The sequence below is a fragment of the Pseudoalteromonas sp. P1-11 genome (assembly GCF_001399995.1).
Lineage (GTDB): Bacteria > Pseudomonadota > Gammaproteobacteria > Enterobacterales > Alteromonadaceae > Pseudoalteromonas > Pseudoalteromonas atlantica.
In genome coordinates, this window is the sequence record NZ_LJSP01000007.1 from 14,789 (window position 1) to 31,533 (window position 16,745).

The following is a 16,745-nucleotide window of genomic DNA, read 5'->3' on the forward strand; positions in this document are numbered from 1 at the left end:
AAACCCTAGTGTATTCACCCAATGCGTATAGGGATTTTAACGCTTTGTTGGAGCGCACGATTTTAGTGTGCTCAGTGCCAAGTAAATTCTTTCCTACTCCTTTTAAATAACGATAAAACGCTTACACACAAGTAAAAGAATAACTAAGGCAGTTGATGATGAGACAATTAAGCATTATATGTTCTTTTTTCGTCATGTTTTTATGTGAAGCCCAAGAGCAAACCCGTTTACCGTTAAGTGATTATTTTTCTGAAACATGGAATACCCGCTCTGGATTGCCCCACAACAGTATTAATAGCGTTACGCAAACCCAAGATGGCTACTTATGGGTTGCTACATGGGAAGGTTTGGCACGTTTTAATGGCCAAGAGTTTACAATATTAACCCGTGCTCATATTAATAACTTACCCGACTCGGGTTTAAGAGCACTCACTCCCACAAATAGTGGTGGGTTATACATAGCGGGGTCGCGCGGAGGAGTTAGCTTATATCAACATAGGCAGTGGGATACCAAGCGATCAGCATCAACCATGGTTAATCATTTAATTGAAAGTGCTGATCAAAGCCTATGGTTAGCCCTTGAAAACGACGGCGTGTTTTATCGTGAACATAACAGCGATACCGACCTTGCAATTATTAAAAATGTAAGTGCTTATCGCGTTATAGAAGATCACGATGGGGTTATTTGGGCAGCAACCAGTGCAGGCCTTTATAAAATACACAACAAAATACCGACCTTAATGACACCACACTTTGGTTTACCAAATGCACCTGTCTATAACTTATTAATTACCCGTGGTGGCTCGCTTATTGTGGGAAGCGAAAAAGGCGCGTGGATCAAAACCAAGGCGCAGTTTCAGCCAATACATGAAAAGCTTAGCAATGAATCTATTTCCAGCTTATTAGAGGATAACCATGGAGACTTATGGTTTGGCACAATTAATAAAGGGGTATTTAGGTTATCGCCCGATGGCGTGGAGCAGTTAGATGCCAATAACGGATTACCCGCCAACCGTATTTTATCTTTGTTACAAGATAGAGAAAACAGTATTTGGATTGGCACAAACGCCGGATTGTTTCGCCTGCGTGAGTCGCCGTTTTCATCGTGGACCCAAAAAAGAGGTTTAGCGGGGGATTATACCCGCACAGTGCTTTCTCACTCCGATGGCAGTTTATGGGTGGGGGGAAGCTCTGGCTTAAATATAATAAAAAACAACCGCGCTACCTTGGTTTCAGGCTCTAAACAAAGCAGTCCTTATTCTGTACTCAGTTTACACGAAGCACCCGACGGTAGCGTGTGGGCAGGTACGTATACCTCAGGTGTTTTAAAAATAGTTAATAATACCTTTACGCCGTTTATTAATCGTAGCACTGGCCTTGGGAGTAACGAAGTAAGGGCTTTATTATTTGATTCTAAAAACCGTTTGTGGATAGGCTCTGCTATGGGGCTTACGCGCATTAATGAAGATGGCAGCTTAAATCAATTTACAAATAAAAAAGACTTACCAAGTGGGTTTGTACTTGCACTTAGTGAAGATAACGCGGGCAATATTTGGGTAGGTACCGGCAATGGGGTGGTGGTATTTGATATTGTTAGTGAGCAATTTACAACGGTTGAATTCCCTCGTGAGTTTTCTGCTCAATATGCGTTTGGGTTTTATATTGATGATACCTATACCTGGATGGCCACAGATAGAGGCTTAGTGCGCTATGAGCTAACAAGCGGAAAAATGGCCATGCTTGGCTTAGAGCAAGGTTTACCTATCGATAAACTATTTCAAGTGGTGCCGCACAATGGCTCATTTTGGCTCTCGAGCAACCGCGGGATTATTCAAATCGATAAAAATCATATACAACAAATCCTCGACGCTCCCGCGAGCGCTAAAGCACCCGTGCTCAACTATCAACTGTATGATGAAGGCGATGGGATGTTAAGTGCGCAGGCCAACGGAGGTTCAACCCCTTCGGCTGTAACGCATAACGATGGGAGTATTTGGTTTGCAACCGCAAAGGGGGTGAGTACCGTAAAACCAGCGCGCTTACAAGCATCAACGCAAATTGCGCTGCCGACCATTATTGAAAATATTTTTGTAGATGGTAAGCCTATTGCGCTTCCGCTTGAAGGGGAGTCGGTATTTTTGCCTCCGGGGGTTTCTCGTTTATCGTTTCATTATGCAGGGCTGAGCTTTATTATGCCGCAGCGATTAAATTTTCAAACCCAATTAAAGGGCTTTAACGATAAATGGGTTAATCGCCAACATATGACCGGTGCTGAGTACACTAACTTACCGCCTGGGGAATATACCTTTATTGTACGAGCAAGTTACCCTAACGCACAGTGGCAAGATAATCAGCAAGCTGTAAATATTGTAATTCAGTCATTTTTTTGGCAAAAACCGCAATTTAAGTTTGCAGTATTTGTATTATTTTTAATGGTTATTTTTTCTATATACAAATACCGTTTATACCACTACAAAAAAATAGAAATAGAGCTGACTAATCGCGTAGAAAAACAAACCCAAGACCTACAAACGCAAGCCAATGCGTTTGCATACCAAGCAACGCACGACCAACTTACCGACATGCCTAACAGGCGTGCTTTTGATAGCTGGCTTGCCCATAACTTTGCCACTTACAAACAGCAAAACCGGCCGTTAGCCATAGCTATACTGGATATTGATCACTTTAAGCGGATTAACGATAACTGGTCGCATATTATTGGCGACAAAGTGATTTGTACTATTGCAGAGCTGCTTAAAAATGGCTGCCAAGAAAACCAGCATATAGCACGTTGGGGCGGTGAAGAGTTTACAATTGTTTTTGCAGATAAAACCGCCGGCGAAGCAAAAATCATATGCGAAGCACTGCGTGAGAGCATTGCACAGCATGACTTTTCGGCCATGGGTGAGGGGTTAAGTGTAACAGCCAGTTTTGGCTTGTCTGACTCAACCAACGTCGGTGATTACGACCGCCTTTTATCGCGGGCAGATCAAGCATTATACAAAGCTAAAAATAGCGGACGAAATTGCACAGAAATTATCTGATTGAAAATGAGTGCATGCGCACATATTAATAAGAGACTAACTTATTTTGGATGTCCCCATGATAAACTGGCTACTCATTTTTGCTTTGGCTATTTTTGTTGTAATTTATTGGCGCTGGCAGGCACTACAAAACTGGCTTTGGAATAAAAAATATAAAAACGCGGTTTTAAACTCTCAACAAAAAGAAATACTCCTTCGTTGCATGCCTATCTATAAAAAGATGACGGATAACGACAGAGCCAAGCTTGAGCGCCACATAATATGGTTTTTAAATGAAAAGCGCTTTTTAGGCCGAGACGGACTAAAGCTAACCCCCGCCATGAAGCTGATAGTTGCTGCCGATGCCTGTGTGTTAGTGCTTAATAAACCTTGGCCACTTTATAAAAACGTGAAAGAAATTTTACTCTACCCCAGTGCGTATTATGCGCCGCAATCTACACGAGATAGTGCTGGGCTGGTTAGTTACCACAACGCGGTACGCTTAGGTGAGTCGTGGCCTGGTGGCACGTTAGTTCTAAGTTGGCATGATGTACTTGAAGGCAACCGTTTACCAAGCGATGGCCATAATTTAGTGTTTCATGAATTTGCCCACCAGTTAGACCAAGAAACCGGAAAAACCACTGGCACTCCATTATTAAAAACCCCCAATGCTTATAAAGAGTGGGCCCGAGTGTTTAGCCGTGCCTTTGTGCAGTTAAAAAGTCATGTTGCTTATAACATGCCTCACGTTATTCATAGTTATGGGGCCACCAACGAGGCTGAGTTTTTTGCAGTACTCACAGAGACCTTTTTAGAAAAGCCGGCGCAGCTTAGGCAACACGACCCTGAAATTTATAGAATGCTGGTGGATTACTACCAATTTGACCCCATAGTTTGGCATTAATTTTTGGTACTTGGTCTGATAACGCTGGCAAGTTAGCGCTGTTTTTGTTGCAATCGTGTTAGAGAGTTTAACTGCAATAATAACAAGCGAGAAATGCATGAAAAAAATGCTTCACACTGCACTGGCTTTATCAGTCGCCCTTGCAATAGGTCAGCCGCACGCAAACGAAGAGCAAGAAAAGTGGCAGGTAGACTCACCAAAAGGCGAGTTTGTAGATGCCACCATTAGCACAGAGCAAGGCACATGGATGAACATTGATGTTAGTCCTGATGGCAACACGCTAGTGTTTGACTTACTTGGCGACATTTACACTATGCCTATAAGCGGAGGTGAAGCAACTAAACTCACCTCAGATATTGCTTGGCAAATGCAGCCTCGCTTTAGCCCTGATGGTAAACACATTGCGTTTACCTCAGATCAAGGCGGTGGTGATAATATTTGGGTTATGGACGTTGATGGTAGCAATCAACACGCTGTGACTGACGAAACCTTTAGACTTTTAAACAGCCCCGCATGGAGCCCTGATGGCGATTACCTTGTCGCACGCAAACACTTTACCGCTAGTCGCTCACTAGGGGCTGGAGAAGTGTGGCTTTATCACAAAGCGGGTGGTAAAGGTGTTCAGCTTACTAAACGTGAGAACGACCAAAAAGACTTAGGTGAGCCAATGTTCTCACCAGATGGGCGCTATGTTTATTTTTCTCATGACGCGACGCCAGGTAAAACCTTTCACTACTCTAAAGATTCTGTTGCGGGTATTTATAAAATTAAGCGCTACGATAGAGAAACAGGCGAAATAGAAACCATAATACAAGGCATGGGCGGTGCAATAAGACCCACACCTTCACCTGATGGTAAAAAGCTTGCCTATATAAGACGTGATGACTTTCAAACAAGCTTGTACTTATACGACCTAACCAGTGGTGAGCACACCAAGCTTTATGACAAGCTTGAACGCGATATGCAAGAAACTTGGGCTATTCATGGTGTGTATCCGACCATTGCGTGGACCCCAGATAACGAAGAGCTGGTGTTTTGGGCTTCCGGTTCGATACATAAAATTGCTGTTGATGATAAAGCTGTTGCGCGTGTTCCCTTTAAAGTAAACACCAGTAAAAAAATACAAACCGCGGTACGCTTTACTCAAAATTTAGATACCGATGAGTTTGATGTAAAAATGTTGCGCAACGTGCAGGTTAGCCCCGATGGTGAAACTGCGATTTTTGAAGCATTAGGTTATATTTATAAACGCGATTTAGACTCTGGTAAAATTAAGCGCTTAACCAAACAAACTGATCATTATGAGTTGTTCCCGCAGTACTCCCGCGATGGGAAAAAGATTGTTTACACCACCTGGAGTGATACTAAGCAAGGTACTGTTCGCGTTGTCTCTGCTCGTAGCGGGCGCGGCGAGGCGATAACCCGTGAGCCGGGTAAATACGTTGAGCCTACTTTTAGTCCTGACGGCAAAACAATCGTTTATCGTAAAGCCACCGGCGGAAGTATTTTAAATCCTAAGTGGTCACTTAACCCAGGTATTTATAAAGTAAGCGCAAAAGGGGGAGAGAGCGAGCTTATTTCTAAAAGTGGTTATCAACCTCAGTTTGGTAGCGCCAATGACCGTGTATTTATCATGAGCCCTTGGCCTAAGCCTACCTTAAGTGTTGTGGAGCTTGAAACTAAAAACGTTCGTAAACTTTACGAATCAGAGCATGCGACTGAATTTCGAGTCTCACCAGATGGTAAATACTTAGCGTTTGCTGAGCGCTTTAAAGTATTTGTTACCCCGCTGGTAGAAAGCGGCTCACCTATCACAATAAGCCCTAAAGATAACCAGTTTCCTATTGAGCAGTTATCTGTGCGTGCGGGTGAAAATATAAGTTGGAGTGCTCAAAGTAACACTCTCTACTGGAGCTTAGGGCCCGAGCTATACCATGCAAGCCTTGATGGTATGTTTGCTATTGATAAAGCCGATGATGCCGACTTTAAAGTAAAAAGCGGTGAGAATATTAGCTTTAGTAAAAAAATGGCTGCACCAAAGGGCATGATTGCGCTAAAGGGGGCCAACATTATTACCATGAAGGGTGAGCAAGTCATTGAAAATGGTGTCATCATCACAGACGGTAAACGCATAAAAGCAATAGGTACTGCTGATGAGGTAACGATCCCCAAAGGGGCTGAAATTATCGATGTAGCAGGTAAAACAATTATGCCTGGGATTGTTGATGCGCATGCCCATGGCTCACAAGCCAGCGATGAAATTATTCCTCAGCAAAACTGGAAAAACTATGCCGGTTTAGCGTTAGGTGTCACAACAATTCATGATCCATCAAACGATACCTCTGAAATATTTACCGCCAGTGAAATGCAAAAAGCCGGCATGATTGTCGGGCCACGTATTTTTTCTACCGGCACCATTTTATATGGAGCAAATATGCCTGGTTACACCTCGCATATTGATTCGCTAGATGATGCTAAATTTCATTTAGAGCGTCTTAAAAAGGTTGGCGCGTTTAGTGTTAAATCGTACAACCAGCCACGCCGTGAGCAGCGCCAACAAGTTATTGAAGCAGGGCGTGAGCTTGAGATGATGGTTGTGCCAGAGGGCGGCTCACTGCTACAACATAACTTAAGTATGGTTGTTGATGGGCATACGGGAATTGAACACTCAATTCCGGTTGAGCATATTTACGATGATATAAAACAATTATGGTCGCAAAGTGATGTTGGTTATACCCCAACGCTTGTTGTCGCCTATGGCGGAATTTGGGGAGAAAATTACTGGTACGATAAAACGGACGTGTGGAATCACCCGCGTTTAAGTAAGTTTGTGCCTAAAAATCAGCTGTTGCCACGTGCTATGCGCCGAGTAAAAGCGCCCGATCATCACTATAACCACTTTAATAACGCCCGCGTTGCTAAAGAGCTGCAAGATTTAGGTGTACTGGTAAATTTAGGTGCTCACGGACAACGCGAGGGCTTAGGTGCACATTGGGAAATGTGGATGTTTGCTCAAGGCGGTATGAGTTCACTTGAAGCAATTAGAGCCTCTACGCTTGACCCTGCTAAATACTTGGGGCTTGATAAAAATATAGGCTCGCTAGAAGTAGGTAAGCTTGCCGATTTAATTGTTATTGATGGCGATCCGCTAAAAAATATTCGCGATTCAGATAAGGTCGATTACACCATGATCAATGGGCGCTTATTTGATGCAAGCACAATGAACGAAGTAGGTAAAAAGCAGCGAAAACCACTTTATTTTGAAAAGCTATAATTGTAATACACGTTTAAAAAGCGGCTATTAGCCGCTTTTTTTAGCTCAAAATAAACTATTTAATAAAGCGAATTGATAGAAGGTGATAAACAGGCATAAAAAAACCGCTTAACGCGGCTTTTTTATTAATCACATGTTGTTTAAACAACTCCGCGCGGTAAGCGACAGTCGTGATCTTTACTTGCAAGCTCAACAATCCAAAGCTCTTCAGCTGTGTAGCCGTCTTCGCTTTGTGTTACAACAGTAAACGGCGCTGTTTTTTGTGCTTTAACAGGCGCAGCAGCTTTAGTTTTAGTTTTTTTCGCAGGCGCTTTTTGCTCAGCTTGTGCAGGCGATTTGCCAGAGCTTAATTCTTTCGTTAGCTCTGCTACATCAGCTAGGCGTAAGTTTTTGCCACCATCGATGCTGTACCAGCCAGGTTTTGTAGTAATTTCAGGTTTTTTACCATTGGCAGCTTCATATGCAGCTTCAAAGGCAGATAAAACTTCTGTTTTGTCTAGTTTGCTCATCAGAGACCCTATACGTTGTGAACACAGATAAAGAAGCCGTATTTATACCTATTTTCCAACTGTTTTTCAATTTTTTGCGATTTTCCTTCCATTTTAGCCCCATAAACGCCAAAATTTGCACAAAATTCAGTGCTGAGTAAGGTAATAAGTATGCAACGTAGAGAATTTAACCAACTGTTAAACGACATTTTAAAGCCTCACACAATTAAAGATTTTTGTCCTAACGGGCTGCAAGTCGAAGGTAAAAATGAAATCAGAACGATTGTTACGGGGGTGACTGCAAGCCAAGCACTCATTGATGCAGCGATAGAAAAAAAAGCTGATGCTGTTTTGGTTCACCATGGTTATTTTTGGAAAGGTGAATCGCAACCTATTACGGGCATGAAAAAACGCCGTATAGGGGCTTTGTTAGCGCACGATATTAATTTATTTGCCTATCATTTACCGCTTGATATTCACCCTGTTATAGGTAACAACGCCCAGCTTGCTAATTTGCTCGATATTGAAATAGAGACAGGGCTTGAACCCGTTACTAATAGCGTTGCTATGAAAGGACGGTTAAAAACTCCGCTTACAGGTAGCGAGTTTGCAAATAAAATAGCCAAAGTTTTAAACCGCGAACCTTTAAGTAGTGTTGTACGCGATGAAAAAATTAACACCATTGCCTTGTGTACAGGAGGCGGGCAAGGTTATATCGATTTAGCAGCAGAGCAGGGGATTGATGCATACCTAACGGGTGAAGCCTCAGAGCAAACTATTCACAGCTCGCGAGAGCAAAATATAGACTTTTTTGCAGCAGGGCATCATGCAACCGAGCGTTACGGAATTAAAGCCCTTGGTGAGCTACTTGCCAAAGAACATGGTTTTGATGTGAGCTTTATAGATATAGATAACCCAGTATAAATTTATATACTCTACAGCGCCTCTGGGTTTATCCAGCGGCGCATACTTATCCACGCATTCCCAATCACTTCATGGGCATATTGCGTTACTACACGTAATGCCTCAGCATTTGGTATAAATTGTTTATACAAAGGTAAAGCCGCAAAATTGTGATAATCCGTAGCGGCAGGAATTACCTCAATGCCTTGGGCATTAAACAGGTTTATTGAGCGCGGCATATGTAGCACAGACGTAACCAGTGCAACCTTAAAATCAACGAGCTTAGGCGCGAGTAGTTTGGCTTCTGCGGCTGTATCCATTGCCTGTGGGTTTTGTTTTATACGGTTGTTATTCACCCCTAAATTTATTGCTGTTTGGCTCATTAACGCGCTATTGGTTACTTTGCCATAGCCACCGCCAGATACGATAAGCGTTGCATTAGGGTATTTTTTTGCAAGCTTAACCCCTTCTACCAAGCGAGTAAGCGCACAATTTCCTAGCTGATTATTAGCGCTTAAAGCGGGGTTAGGGTTTATGTCGCAACCCAGTACAACAATTTTATCAAGGGTTGGGTGTTTTAGTGCATTAAAAGCCAATGACGCGGGCTCATTGTTTTTAATCAGTTGATGCGCAGCAAACGGCGTACTTAATACTAAAAGCGCCAATAGACTTAAGCTTGCGATTACTAAAGCAGACTTACGTGCACGAAACGCCAAAACTAGCATTACAAACGCAAGTAAACCAAATAGTGGTAGCGGCATAATTAAGCCACCTAATAATTTTTTTAATTCAAACATAACAAGCAACATAAAACACAATAGGCCTTATGTTACTTATTCGTTTGTGATTTATCGACCGTTATTTTGCTTACAGGTATTTAAAAAATGGCGATAAACGGGGTTGTCTTTCATGTCTTTTTTCATTGCTAGGTACATAGGGCGGGTTAGCCCTAGTGCACCAAGCGGGATAGATTTAATTAAACCTTGGCTTTCGTAAGGTGTTACCAACCAATCAGGCAGCGCTGCTACACCCATTCCTGCACTCACTAGCTGAAAAATTAATAAGCCTTGATCTACATTTTTTAAGGTGCCGTCAAAGCGGGCATTTTGAATAAAGTGTTTAAATATATCTTGTCGCTCGCGCGGAATAGGATACGAAATAATGGTTTCGTTTTTTAAATCAAGCGCCGTTACATATGCTTTTTTAGCTAGGTCGTGATCAGGGGCGACGATAAGCTTTAATTTAAAATCAAATAAGTGAGCGTATTCAAGTTTATCAGGATCGCGTATATCTGAGGTCAATACTAAGTCGAGCTCATCATTGAGTAAATCTGGTATAGCGTCGTAGCTAAAGCCGCGTTCGTAGTCAATTTTAATGTCTGGCCAAAAATTATTAAATTCTTTAATAGTAGGAAGCAGCCAATGAAAACACGCATGGCATTCAACACTTAAGCGCAGTTGGGAAATAGGTTGATTAAGGCTTTCTTTTAAACGGCACTTAGTGGCTTCTACTTTAGGTAAAACTTCGTTGGCAAGTTCGAGTAATAGCATTCCTTGTGGCGTAAAGCGCACAGGCTGCGTTTTTCTTTCAAATAATTGGCAATCTAATTTGTTTTCTAAGTCTTTAATTTGATGAGATAAAGCTGATTGCGTTAAAAATAATTCGCGGGCTGTATTAACTAACGATCCGGTGTCTTTTAATGTCGCAATAGTTTTAAGGTGTTTTATATCAATCATCTTTAATAATTCTCAAGGGAAAAGTGAGTTTGGCTCAGATTGACTACATACTACGCCTTTACAAAAAACGTTTCAACGTCTAGATGGCTAAAAAAATCTATTAATTACTAAAATAATCCCTTAAAGTTAAATTAACTAATGTGGGTGCTTTAGTTACTACTGGTTTGATGAGTTTGGCATGAGTTTAGCTCAAGTTGTTTTGTTGGGTTATACAGCGGCTGTTTAAAGCAGCGTTATGGGCAGGGCAGCTTAATAAAAGGCACTGGTTTTTAAGAGGGATAAGGAATTATCACAACGCGTAATAACAGGTCTGTTTTTAATGGGCTAAAGCTTAAACAGTAATAATATGTTTTTATTGCTTTAAAACTGAGCGCTTAAATAAACGAATGGGTATTACGGGGCTTACTTTTTACACCTTTTTGGTTGTGAAAAAGTAAGCCTTTGGATAACAGCTACTACAGGGGTTTGTGGATAAGCTTAATGGCGTGTTGTGCTGTAACCGGTTTTGACTTTAAAAAGCCTTGACCGTAATTACATTGAGTGGCTTGTAAAATATTTAGTTGCTCTTGGGTTTCGATTCCCTCAGCCACAACTTCAAAGTTTAGTGACTGCGCTAATGAGAGAATGGCCTCTACTAACGGGTTATTGGTTTTGTTGAGGTGATCGATAAAGCTTTTATCTATTTTTAAAATATGAATAGGTAATTGGTGTAAGTAACCAAGTGCTGAGTATCCAGTACCAAAGTCATCTAAGCATAACTTCACTTTAAGTGGGGCAAGCCCTTCTATTATTTGGGTTGCTAAATCAAGGTTAGCAATAAGCCCTGATTCAGTGATTTCTAAACACAATGACCCTAAAGGCAGTTGGTATTTGTTATACAATGCGTGAACTTGGGCAACAAAGTCGAGGCTGGCAAAATGACGCGATGACACATTGACCGTTACTTTTAAAAAGCGATGCCCTAATGTGTGCCAGTGCGCAATATGTTGTGCAGCGAGGTCAAGCAAGTGCAAATCGAGGTTAATAATTTGCCCGGTGGTTTCGGCTATCGGAATAAACTCATTTGGTGGCACAAACCCTTTTTTAGGATGGTGCCATCTTACTAGTGCCTCAAAGCCGACAACTTCGCTTGTCGCTATAGTAAAAATAGGCTGAAAATAAAGCTCAAATTCGTTGTGTTCAATGCCGTGTTGTAAGTCGTTTTCTATATCGGCATGTGTTTTGAGCTTTTTACGCATGGTGTTATTAAAAAACTTAACTTGGCCACGCCCGCTTGATTTAGCTTCGTACATAGCGGCATCGGCTTGCTGTAATAGCAAATAGGCTTTATCGTCGCTGCTTTCACTAAAGGCGATGCCAATGCTGGTTGATGCTTGCAATAAATGACTATCCACATTAAGTGGCTTAGCAAGGGCTGTGTTTATTCGTTTTAGCGCTTCGCTAACCTGGTTTCGGTGCGTGATGTTTTCCATAAAAATAGCAAATTCGTCGCCACCCAGGCGTGCAAACGTATCGGTGTTTCTGACGGTGCCTTTTATGAGCTCACAAATTTTAATTAAAAAATGATCGCCAACCTCATGCCCAAGCGAATCATTTATACTTTTAAATCGATCAAAATCTAAATATAGCAAGGCATGGCTCGTGCCTTTTTTAACACGCGATAAACGCAAAATTGCATGTTTAATACGCTCAATGAGTAACGAGCGATTAGCGAGGCCTGTTAGCTCATCATGCAATGCTTTGTGTTCAAGCTCTTGCCTTGCAAGCTGCCTATCTATGGCCATACTAATTTGCCTACTTACGTAGGTTAAAAGGGCGCTGTCGTGTTCGTTGTAATGCAGCTTTTTATCGTAACTTTGAACAACAATTACACCGCTTATTCTATCATTTGCTTTAAAAGGCACACCTAGCCAGGATTCAGAAAGACGGCCAACAAGTTTAAAGTCGCCGTTATTTATATGTTGCTGATAATCGTTTTGATTTAATAGCAGTACACGGTCTGATTTCAGTAGGTAATACGAAGCTGTGTCTTTTAATTGCTCTTTTGATATTTTTTTGTGTGCGTGCGTTTGAATGCCTTCTTCAACGATGTAAACCAAATCGAGTATGTCTACTTGCTTATCGTAAAGGGCAATAAAAAAGTTATCTGCAGGAAGTAAGCTATTTATTATGCTGTGAAGAGCTTCAAAAAAGGTATCTAGGTTACTGGCTTTATACGTTAAATTAGCGATTTGCAGTAAGCTGTTTTCAAGCTTTTGGGCATCATTTAACTGTTTTACTGTGTGCGTTAAGCTATTGACCGTGTTTACTTGGTTTAGCTTAGCACTTAATAAATGCGCAACCGTGGTTAATATTTCTAGATGGGCGTTTGTGAAGTAGTTTTTTATTGGATGTTCACAATCAATAACACCTAAAACATGATCCTTGTATATAAGTGGCACACATAACTCTGATTGAGCAGGGCGCTCATCAGCAATGTAGCGAGGGTCTTGCGTAACATCGCCAATAATAATAGCTGTGCCTGTACGGGCGACATAACCGGTTATACCTTCGTTAAAGCCAATAATTTTACGCTCTGCTTGGTATTCGTCTCTGGCGTGGGTTATGCCCATAGAAGCGACTTGATTTAGCTGTAAACGTGTTTCATCAGCCAGGTAAATAACACAATCAACAAACCCAAGGCGGTTTACTACTTGAGTGGTTACATACTCAAATAACTCTTCTAGGGTATCGAGTTGTAATAAGCTTGAGGAAAACTGATTTATTATGCTCAGTTGTTCAGTTTTAACTTCGAGCGCTTTATAGGTATCGATATGATTCGACATAGGGTAATTTTATTCTTTTTATTTATGTTAGCACTGTTAAGTTAACCCAAATTTAAAGCATGTTCAAAATAAAACGCTTAAACGGGTGTAATCGTCGTTAAACTTAAACCCAATAGTATTTTGCAGCACTCATAGAGGTCAATAGTTTAGATAACACTTTACTAGGTCTTTCCATATGCCTATGATCGGATAAATTCAGCCGTGGAAAAAAGTAATGAGCATTAATACCGATTCAAAAAACACATTAACCATAACTCGTCCTGATGATTGGCATGTCCATTTACGTGATGGTGAGCAACTTAAAGATACAGTACGTGATATTAGCCGCTACATGGGCCGCGCCATCATAATGCCAAACCTTGTACCGCCAGCAACGAGCACTGATTTAGCGCTAGCTTATCGAGAGCGAATTATGGCAGCGGGGCCGCAGGGCAACTTTGAACCCTTAATGGTGCTTTACCTAACAGATAAAACCACACCTGAAGAAATTAAAAAAGCCAAAGCAACGGGTAAAATTGTTGCTGCCAAGTTGTACCCAGCAGGGGCAACCACTAACTCAGATTCAGGGGTTACATCAGTAAAGAATATTTACCCTGTATTAGAAGCGATGCAAGACGTGGGCATGCTGTTATTAGTACATGGTGAGGTGACTGATTCATCAATAGATATTTTTGACCGTGAAAAAGTATTTTTAGAGACGATTTTAGGCGATGTTGTCGCTGATTTTCCAAATCTGAAAATAGTGCTAGAACACATTACGACAAAAGACGCCGTTGATTTTGTAACAGCCGCGCCGCAAAATGTGGCGGCAACCATTACCGCGCATCACTTATTGTACAACCGTAATCACATGTTAGCTGGTGGCATACGTCCGCATTATTACTGTTTACCTATTTTAAAGCGCAATATTCACCAACAAGCGTTAATGGCGGCAGCTATAAGTGGAAATAAAAAGTTCTTTTTAGGGACTGACTCAGCACCACATTATAAAGATAAAAAGGAAGCGGCATGTGGTTGTGCCGGCGCCTATACAGCACATGCTGCGATTGAACTTTACGCCGAAGCCTTTGAAGAGGCAGGCGCACTGGATAAACTTGAGGGCTTTGCAAGCCATTTTGGGCCTGACTTTTACGGCCTTGCCCGTAACACCGATACAATTACCCTAGAGAAAAGGCCTTGGCAAGTCCCCGCAAATTACACGCTTGGTGACTCACAAGTTGTGCCTATTAAAGCAGAAGCTACGATTGACTGGCAGGTTAAGTAAACTGCTTTAAATTAGCATTGTATTAAAGCCGTATAGCTTGCTGTACGGCTTTTTATTTGCTTGAAATTCAATCTTTACGCGAGTTTTAACGCTCTTTACGAGGTACTTTATTTGTTAAGCTAAGCTGTTATACATGAATTGTTACAATTACGAGTAAAAAAGCTGTCGTTTTTTGTTCAATTTTAGCTTTAAAAATAAACACTTACATATAATGCTTTATTTATTTTTGTTCTGAGTAAATAAATCTTAATTAATAGAGCCAAAAAAAAAATAATGTGTTAACCTTAACTTGCTTTGAGTTTTTGCGTATTGAATTTACGGATATTGTGCTGCGTTTAAGGTTACCGGTTAGGTTAAAACTTGTTCCTGTACTATACCTCCAGAATTTTGGGCACTGACTCAGGGAGGATATAGCCATAATAATATGGCTGAATTTTAATTATTGACTTACAGGAAAATTTAGTATGTCGGTTACTGGTAAAGTAAAATTTTTCAACGAAGCTAAAGGCTTTGGTTTCATTGAACAAGAAAATGGTCCTGACGTGTTTGTACATTTCAGCGCAATCACTGGTTCTGGTTTTCGCACTCTTAGCGAAGGTCAAGCAGTGACTTTCAGCATCAAACAAGGTCAAAAAGGCCCTGAAGCTGAGAACGTAGAAGTAGCATAATTTTAATTATGTGAACCTTAGTTCATCTTGGTGAAGCAGTTTTCTGTTTCACCATAATTCCTCAAAATCTTCCCCCATTGTTTACACATTCCCTAATATTGTTTTTACACACCCTAATACCGTTTCTACACTCCTTAATACAGTCAAACGTTTAAATTTTACTTCTTGCTATAGCTTCAAACACGTTTAACATATTTGCCATTTAAATAGTTAATAAACCCTATTTAATAGCAACGCCGCTTCAATACACTAACAGCTCATAATCTGTATACTTTCACTAAGCTTAAGCAATATATTTACCACACGCATAGTGTGTATTAAAAAACCGTGTAATTAACTGAGTGTTTTACAGGCTTTAATAAGGCTTAACTTGGGCTTAGCAAAGTGAAAGCCATTAACTTAAATGCAGTAATATTTATACATCATCTCAAAACCACTTTCGAATTGTTGTATTTTTATACGATGAAGCGCAGGATTTGCAAGTTAAGATGTGTTTTTAACCTAATTTAACCAAATCTAGTTCATCAAATTGTCACATTTTTATTATTTTTGTTTTTTTTTAAGGTGCAATTCAGTTTTGTTTAGATGTTGCATTTTTGTTTCATGTAAGTGTCTAATTTTTAACTAGTGTTTAATTTTAAAGGGGCTATATAATGCTAAAACGGCTTAATGCTAGTTGCATTTATGTTAACAGTATTTTTTTTAATACTTTAGTTTTAGCTTTTTCAAGGTATTTATTTACTTAGAATAGCTAACATCAAGTTGACAGGGCGTATTGCATTTAGCATTATTGGAGGGTTGATATCTATTAAAAGATATCAGGGTTGTCATCCTTAATAAGGTTGATAATTAAATTATAAAAGTAACATTACTTAATTGGTTGGGAACTATGTCTGTTAAAATCAGAAAGAGTCTTGTAGCATCTGCGTTGGTTGGCGCTTTTGCATTTGCAAGCAGCAATGTGATTGCAGATCCTTTGAATGACGTGCAAAAAGCAGGTCAGCAAATTCAAAAGGCTGCTGTTAAGTCTCAAACTAAAATTGACAACGTATACGGTCAAACTCAAGAGCTAATCGCTGAGTACCGTAGTATTGTTGATGAGACTGAACTTATGAAAGTGTACAACGATCACGTAGCACGTTTGGTCGCTGACCAAAATGCGTCAATCGAATCGTTTGACCGTCAAATCGCTACTATCGACAACACTAAACAAAACGTTGTGCCTTTGATGTATCGCATGATCGATACGCTTGAGCAATTCATCAAAGCGGACGTTCCGTTCAATCTTGATTCTCGTCTTGCTCGTGTAGAAAGACTTCGTGAAATCATGGCTTCTGCGTCTGTAACGACGTCTGAGAAATTCCGCCAAGTTCTTGAAGCATACACAGTTGAAACTGCTTACAGCTCGGCTGTAACTGCTTCTCAAGGTACTTTAGAAGTTGATGGTAAAAACATTAACGTTGATATCGGTCGTTTAGGTCGTATCACTTACGTAGCACAATCTTTTGACTTAAAACACGCTTGGGTGTGGGACAACAACACTAAAGAGTGGAAAGAATTAGGTGAAGAATACCTAAAACCAGTTAAAGAAGTGATTCGTATGGCGCGTAAGCAAGCGACACTAGAACTTGTTAAACTACCAATCTTTGGCGCGGAGTAA

The 16,745-nt window shown here is 40.7% G+C and carries 11 protein-coding genes; 7 read left to right on the forward strand and 4 right to left on the reverse strand.

Features of this window, described 5'->3' with window-relative positions; all coding sequences use genetic code 11:
* Positions 1 to 155: 155 nt before the first annotated feature.
* The 3 genes from AN390_RS13205 to AN390_RS13215 all read left to right on the forward strand — a co-directional run bounded on the left by AN390_RS13205 (position 156) and on the right by AN390_RS13215 (position 7,201).
* On the forward strand, positions 156 to 3,044 hold the full coding sequence (locus tag AN390_RS13205) for a ligand-binding sensor domain-containing diguanylate cyclase (RefSeq protein ID WP_330218732.1): 2,889 nt from the start codon (positions 156 to 158) through the stop codon (positions 3,042 to 3,044).
* 58 nt (positions 3,045 to 3,102) lie between these two features.
* On the forward strand, positions 3,103 to 3,927 hold the full coding sequence (locus AN390_RS13210; protein ID WP_055254990.1) for a M90 family metallopeptidase: 825 nt from the start codon (positions 3,103 to 3,105) through the stop codon (positions 3,925 to 3,927).
* 97 nt (positions 3,928 to 4,024) lie between these two features.
* Complete coding sequence (locus tag AN390_RS13215; protein WP_055254993.1) at positions 4,025 to 7,201, forward strand: amidohydrolase family protein; 3,177 nt, start codon at positions 4,025 to 4,027, stop codon at positions 7,199 to 7,201.
* A gap of 140 nt (positions 7,202 to 7,341) precedes the next feature.
* Here AN390_RS13215 and AN390_RS13220 read toward each other — a convergent pair whose 3' ends face one another.
* On the reverse strand, positions 7,342 to 7,710 hold the full coding sequence (locus AN390_RS13220; protein ID WP_004588144.1) for a hypothetical protein: 369 nt from the start codon (positions 7,708 to 7,710) through the stop codon (positions 7,342 to 7,344).
* 150 nt (positions 7,711 to 7,860) lie between these two features.
* On the opposite strand from AN390_RS13220, the gene AN390_RS13225 reads away from it, so the two are divergent.
* A complete protein-coding gene (locus AN390_RS13225; RefSeq protein ID WP_055254995.1) occupies positions 7,861 to 8,613 on the forward strand; it encodes a Nif3-like dinuclear metal center hexameric protein in 753 nt (250 codons plus the stop codon).
* Positions 8,614 to 8,624: 11 nt separating this feature from the next.
* Here AN390_RS13225 and AN390_RS13230 read toward each other — a convergent pair whose 3' ends face one another.
* The 3 genes from AN390_RS13230 to AN390_RS13240 all read right to left on the reverse strand — a co-directional run bounded on the left by AN390_RS13230 (position 8,625) and on the right by AN390_RS13240 (position 13,153).
* Complete coding sequence (locus tag AN390_RS13230; RefSeq protein ID WP_236695100.1) at positions 8,625 to 9,389, reverse strand: YdcF family protein; 765 nt, start codon at positions 9,387 to 9,389, stop codon at positions 8,625 to 8,627.
* 51 nt (positions 9,390 to 9,440) lie between these two features.
* The gene (locus tag AN390_RS13235; protein WP_004588141.1) at positions 9,441 to 10,328 is read right to left on the reverse strand and encodes a LysR substrate-binding domain-containing protein; all 888 of its coding nucleotides are present in this window, start codon (positions 10,326 to 10,328) and stop codon (positions 9,441 to 9,443) included.
* Positions 10,329 to 10,783: 455 nt separating this feature from the next.
* Positions 10,784 to 13,153 (reverse strand): GGDEF domain-containing protein, encoded by a 2,370-nt coding sequence (locus AN390_RS13240; RefSeq protein ID WP_054983093.1) that lies wholly within the window; start codon positions 13,151 to 13,153, stop codon positions 10,784 to 10,786.
* A gap of 214 nt (positions 13,154 to 13,367) precedes the next feature.
* Here AN390_RS13240 and pyrC point away from each other — a divergent pair, with 214 nt between their 5' ends.
* From pyrC to AN390_RS13255, 3 genes are all read left to right on the forward strand, one after another.
* On the forward strand, positions 13,368 to 14,417 hold the full coding sequence (gene pyrC, locus AN390_RS13245; RefSeq protein WP_055254999.1) for a dihydroorotase: 1,050 nt from the start codon (positions 13,368 to 13,370) through the stop codon (positions 14,415 to 14,417).
* A 464-nt stretch (positions 14,418 to 14,881) separates the two neighbouring features.
* A complete protein-coding gene (locus AN390_RS13250; RefSeq protein WP_004588138.1) occupies positions 14,882 to 15,085 on the forward strand; it encodes a cold-shock protein in 204 nt (67 codons plus the stop codon).
* A gap of 889 nt (positions 15,086 to 15,974) precedes the next feature.
* A complete protein-coding gene (locus AN390_RS13255) occupies positions 15,975 to 16,745 on the forward strand; it encodes a DUF3450 domain-containing protein (protein WP_004588137.1) in 771 nt (256 codons plus the stop codon).

Excerpts from the sequence above, each read along its gene's own strand:
- AN390_RS13240 (WP_054983093.1), bottom strand. The coding sequence starts at position 13,153 with ATGTCGAATCATATCGATACCTATAAAGCGCTCGAAGTTAAAACTGAA.
- AN390_RS13220 (WP_004588144.1), bottom strand. The coding sequence starts at position 7,710 with ATGAGCAAACTAGACAAAACAGAAGTTTTATCTGCCTTTGAAGCTGCA.
- AN390_RS13250 (WP_004588138.1), top strand. The coding sequence starts at position 14,882 with ATGTCGGTTACTGGTAAAGTAAAATTTTTCAACGAAGCTAAAGGCTTT.
- AN390_RS13215 (WP_055254993.1), top strand. The coding sequence starts at position 4,025 with ATGAAAAAAATGCTTCACACTGCACTGGCTTTATCAGTCGCCCTTGCA.
- pyrC (WP_055254999.1), top strand. The coding sequence starts at position 13,368 with ATGAGCATTAATACCGATTCAAAAAACACATTAACCATAACTCGTCCT.
- AN390_RS13235 (WP_004588141.1), bottom strand. The coding sequence starts at position 10,328 with ATGATTGATATAAAACACCTTAAAACTATTGCGACATTAAAAGACACC.
- AN390_RS13210 (WP_055254990.1), top strand. The coding sequence starts at position 3,103 with ATGATAAACTGGCTACTCATTTTTGCTTTGGCTATTTTTGTTGTAATT.
- AN390_RS13205 (WP_330218732.1), top strand. The coding sequence starts at position 156 with ATGATGAGACAATTAAGCATTATATGTTCTTTTTTCGTCATGTTTTTA.
- AN390_RS13255 (WP_004588137.1), top strand. The coding sequence starts at position 15,975 with ATGTCTGTTAAAATCAGAAAGAGTCTTGTAGCATCTGCGTTGGTTGGC.
- AN390_RS13230 (WP_236695100.1), bottom strand. The coding sequence starts at position 9,389 with ATGTTTGAATTAAAAAAATTATTAGGTGGCTTAATTATGCCGCTACCA.
- AN390_RS13225 (WP_055254995.1), top strand. The coding sequence starts at position 7,861 with ATGCAACGTAGAGAATTTAACCAACTGTTAAACGACATTTTAAAGCCT.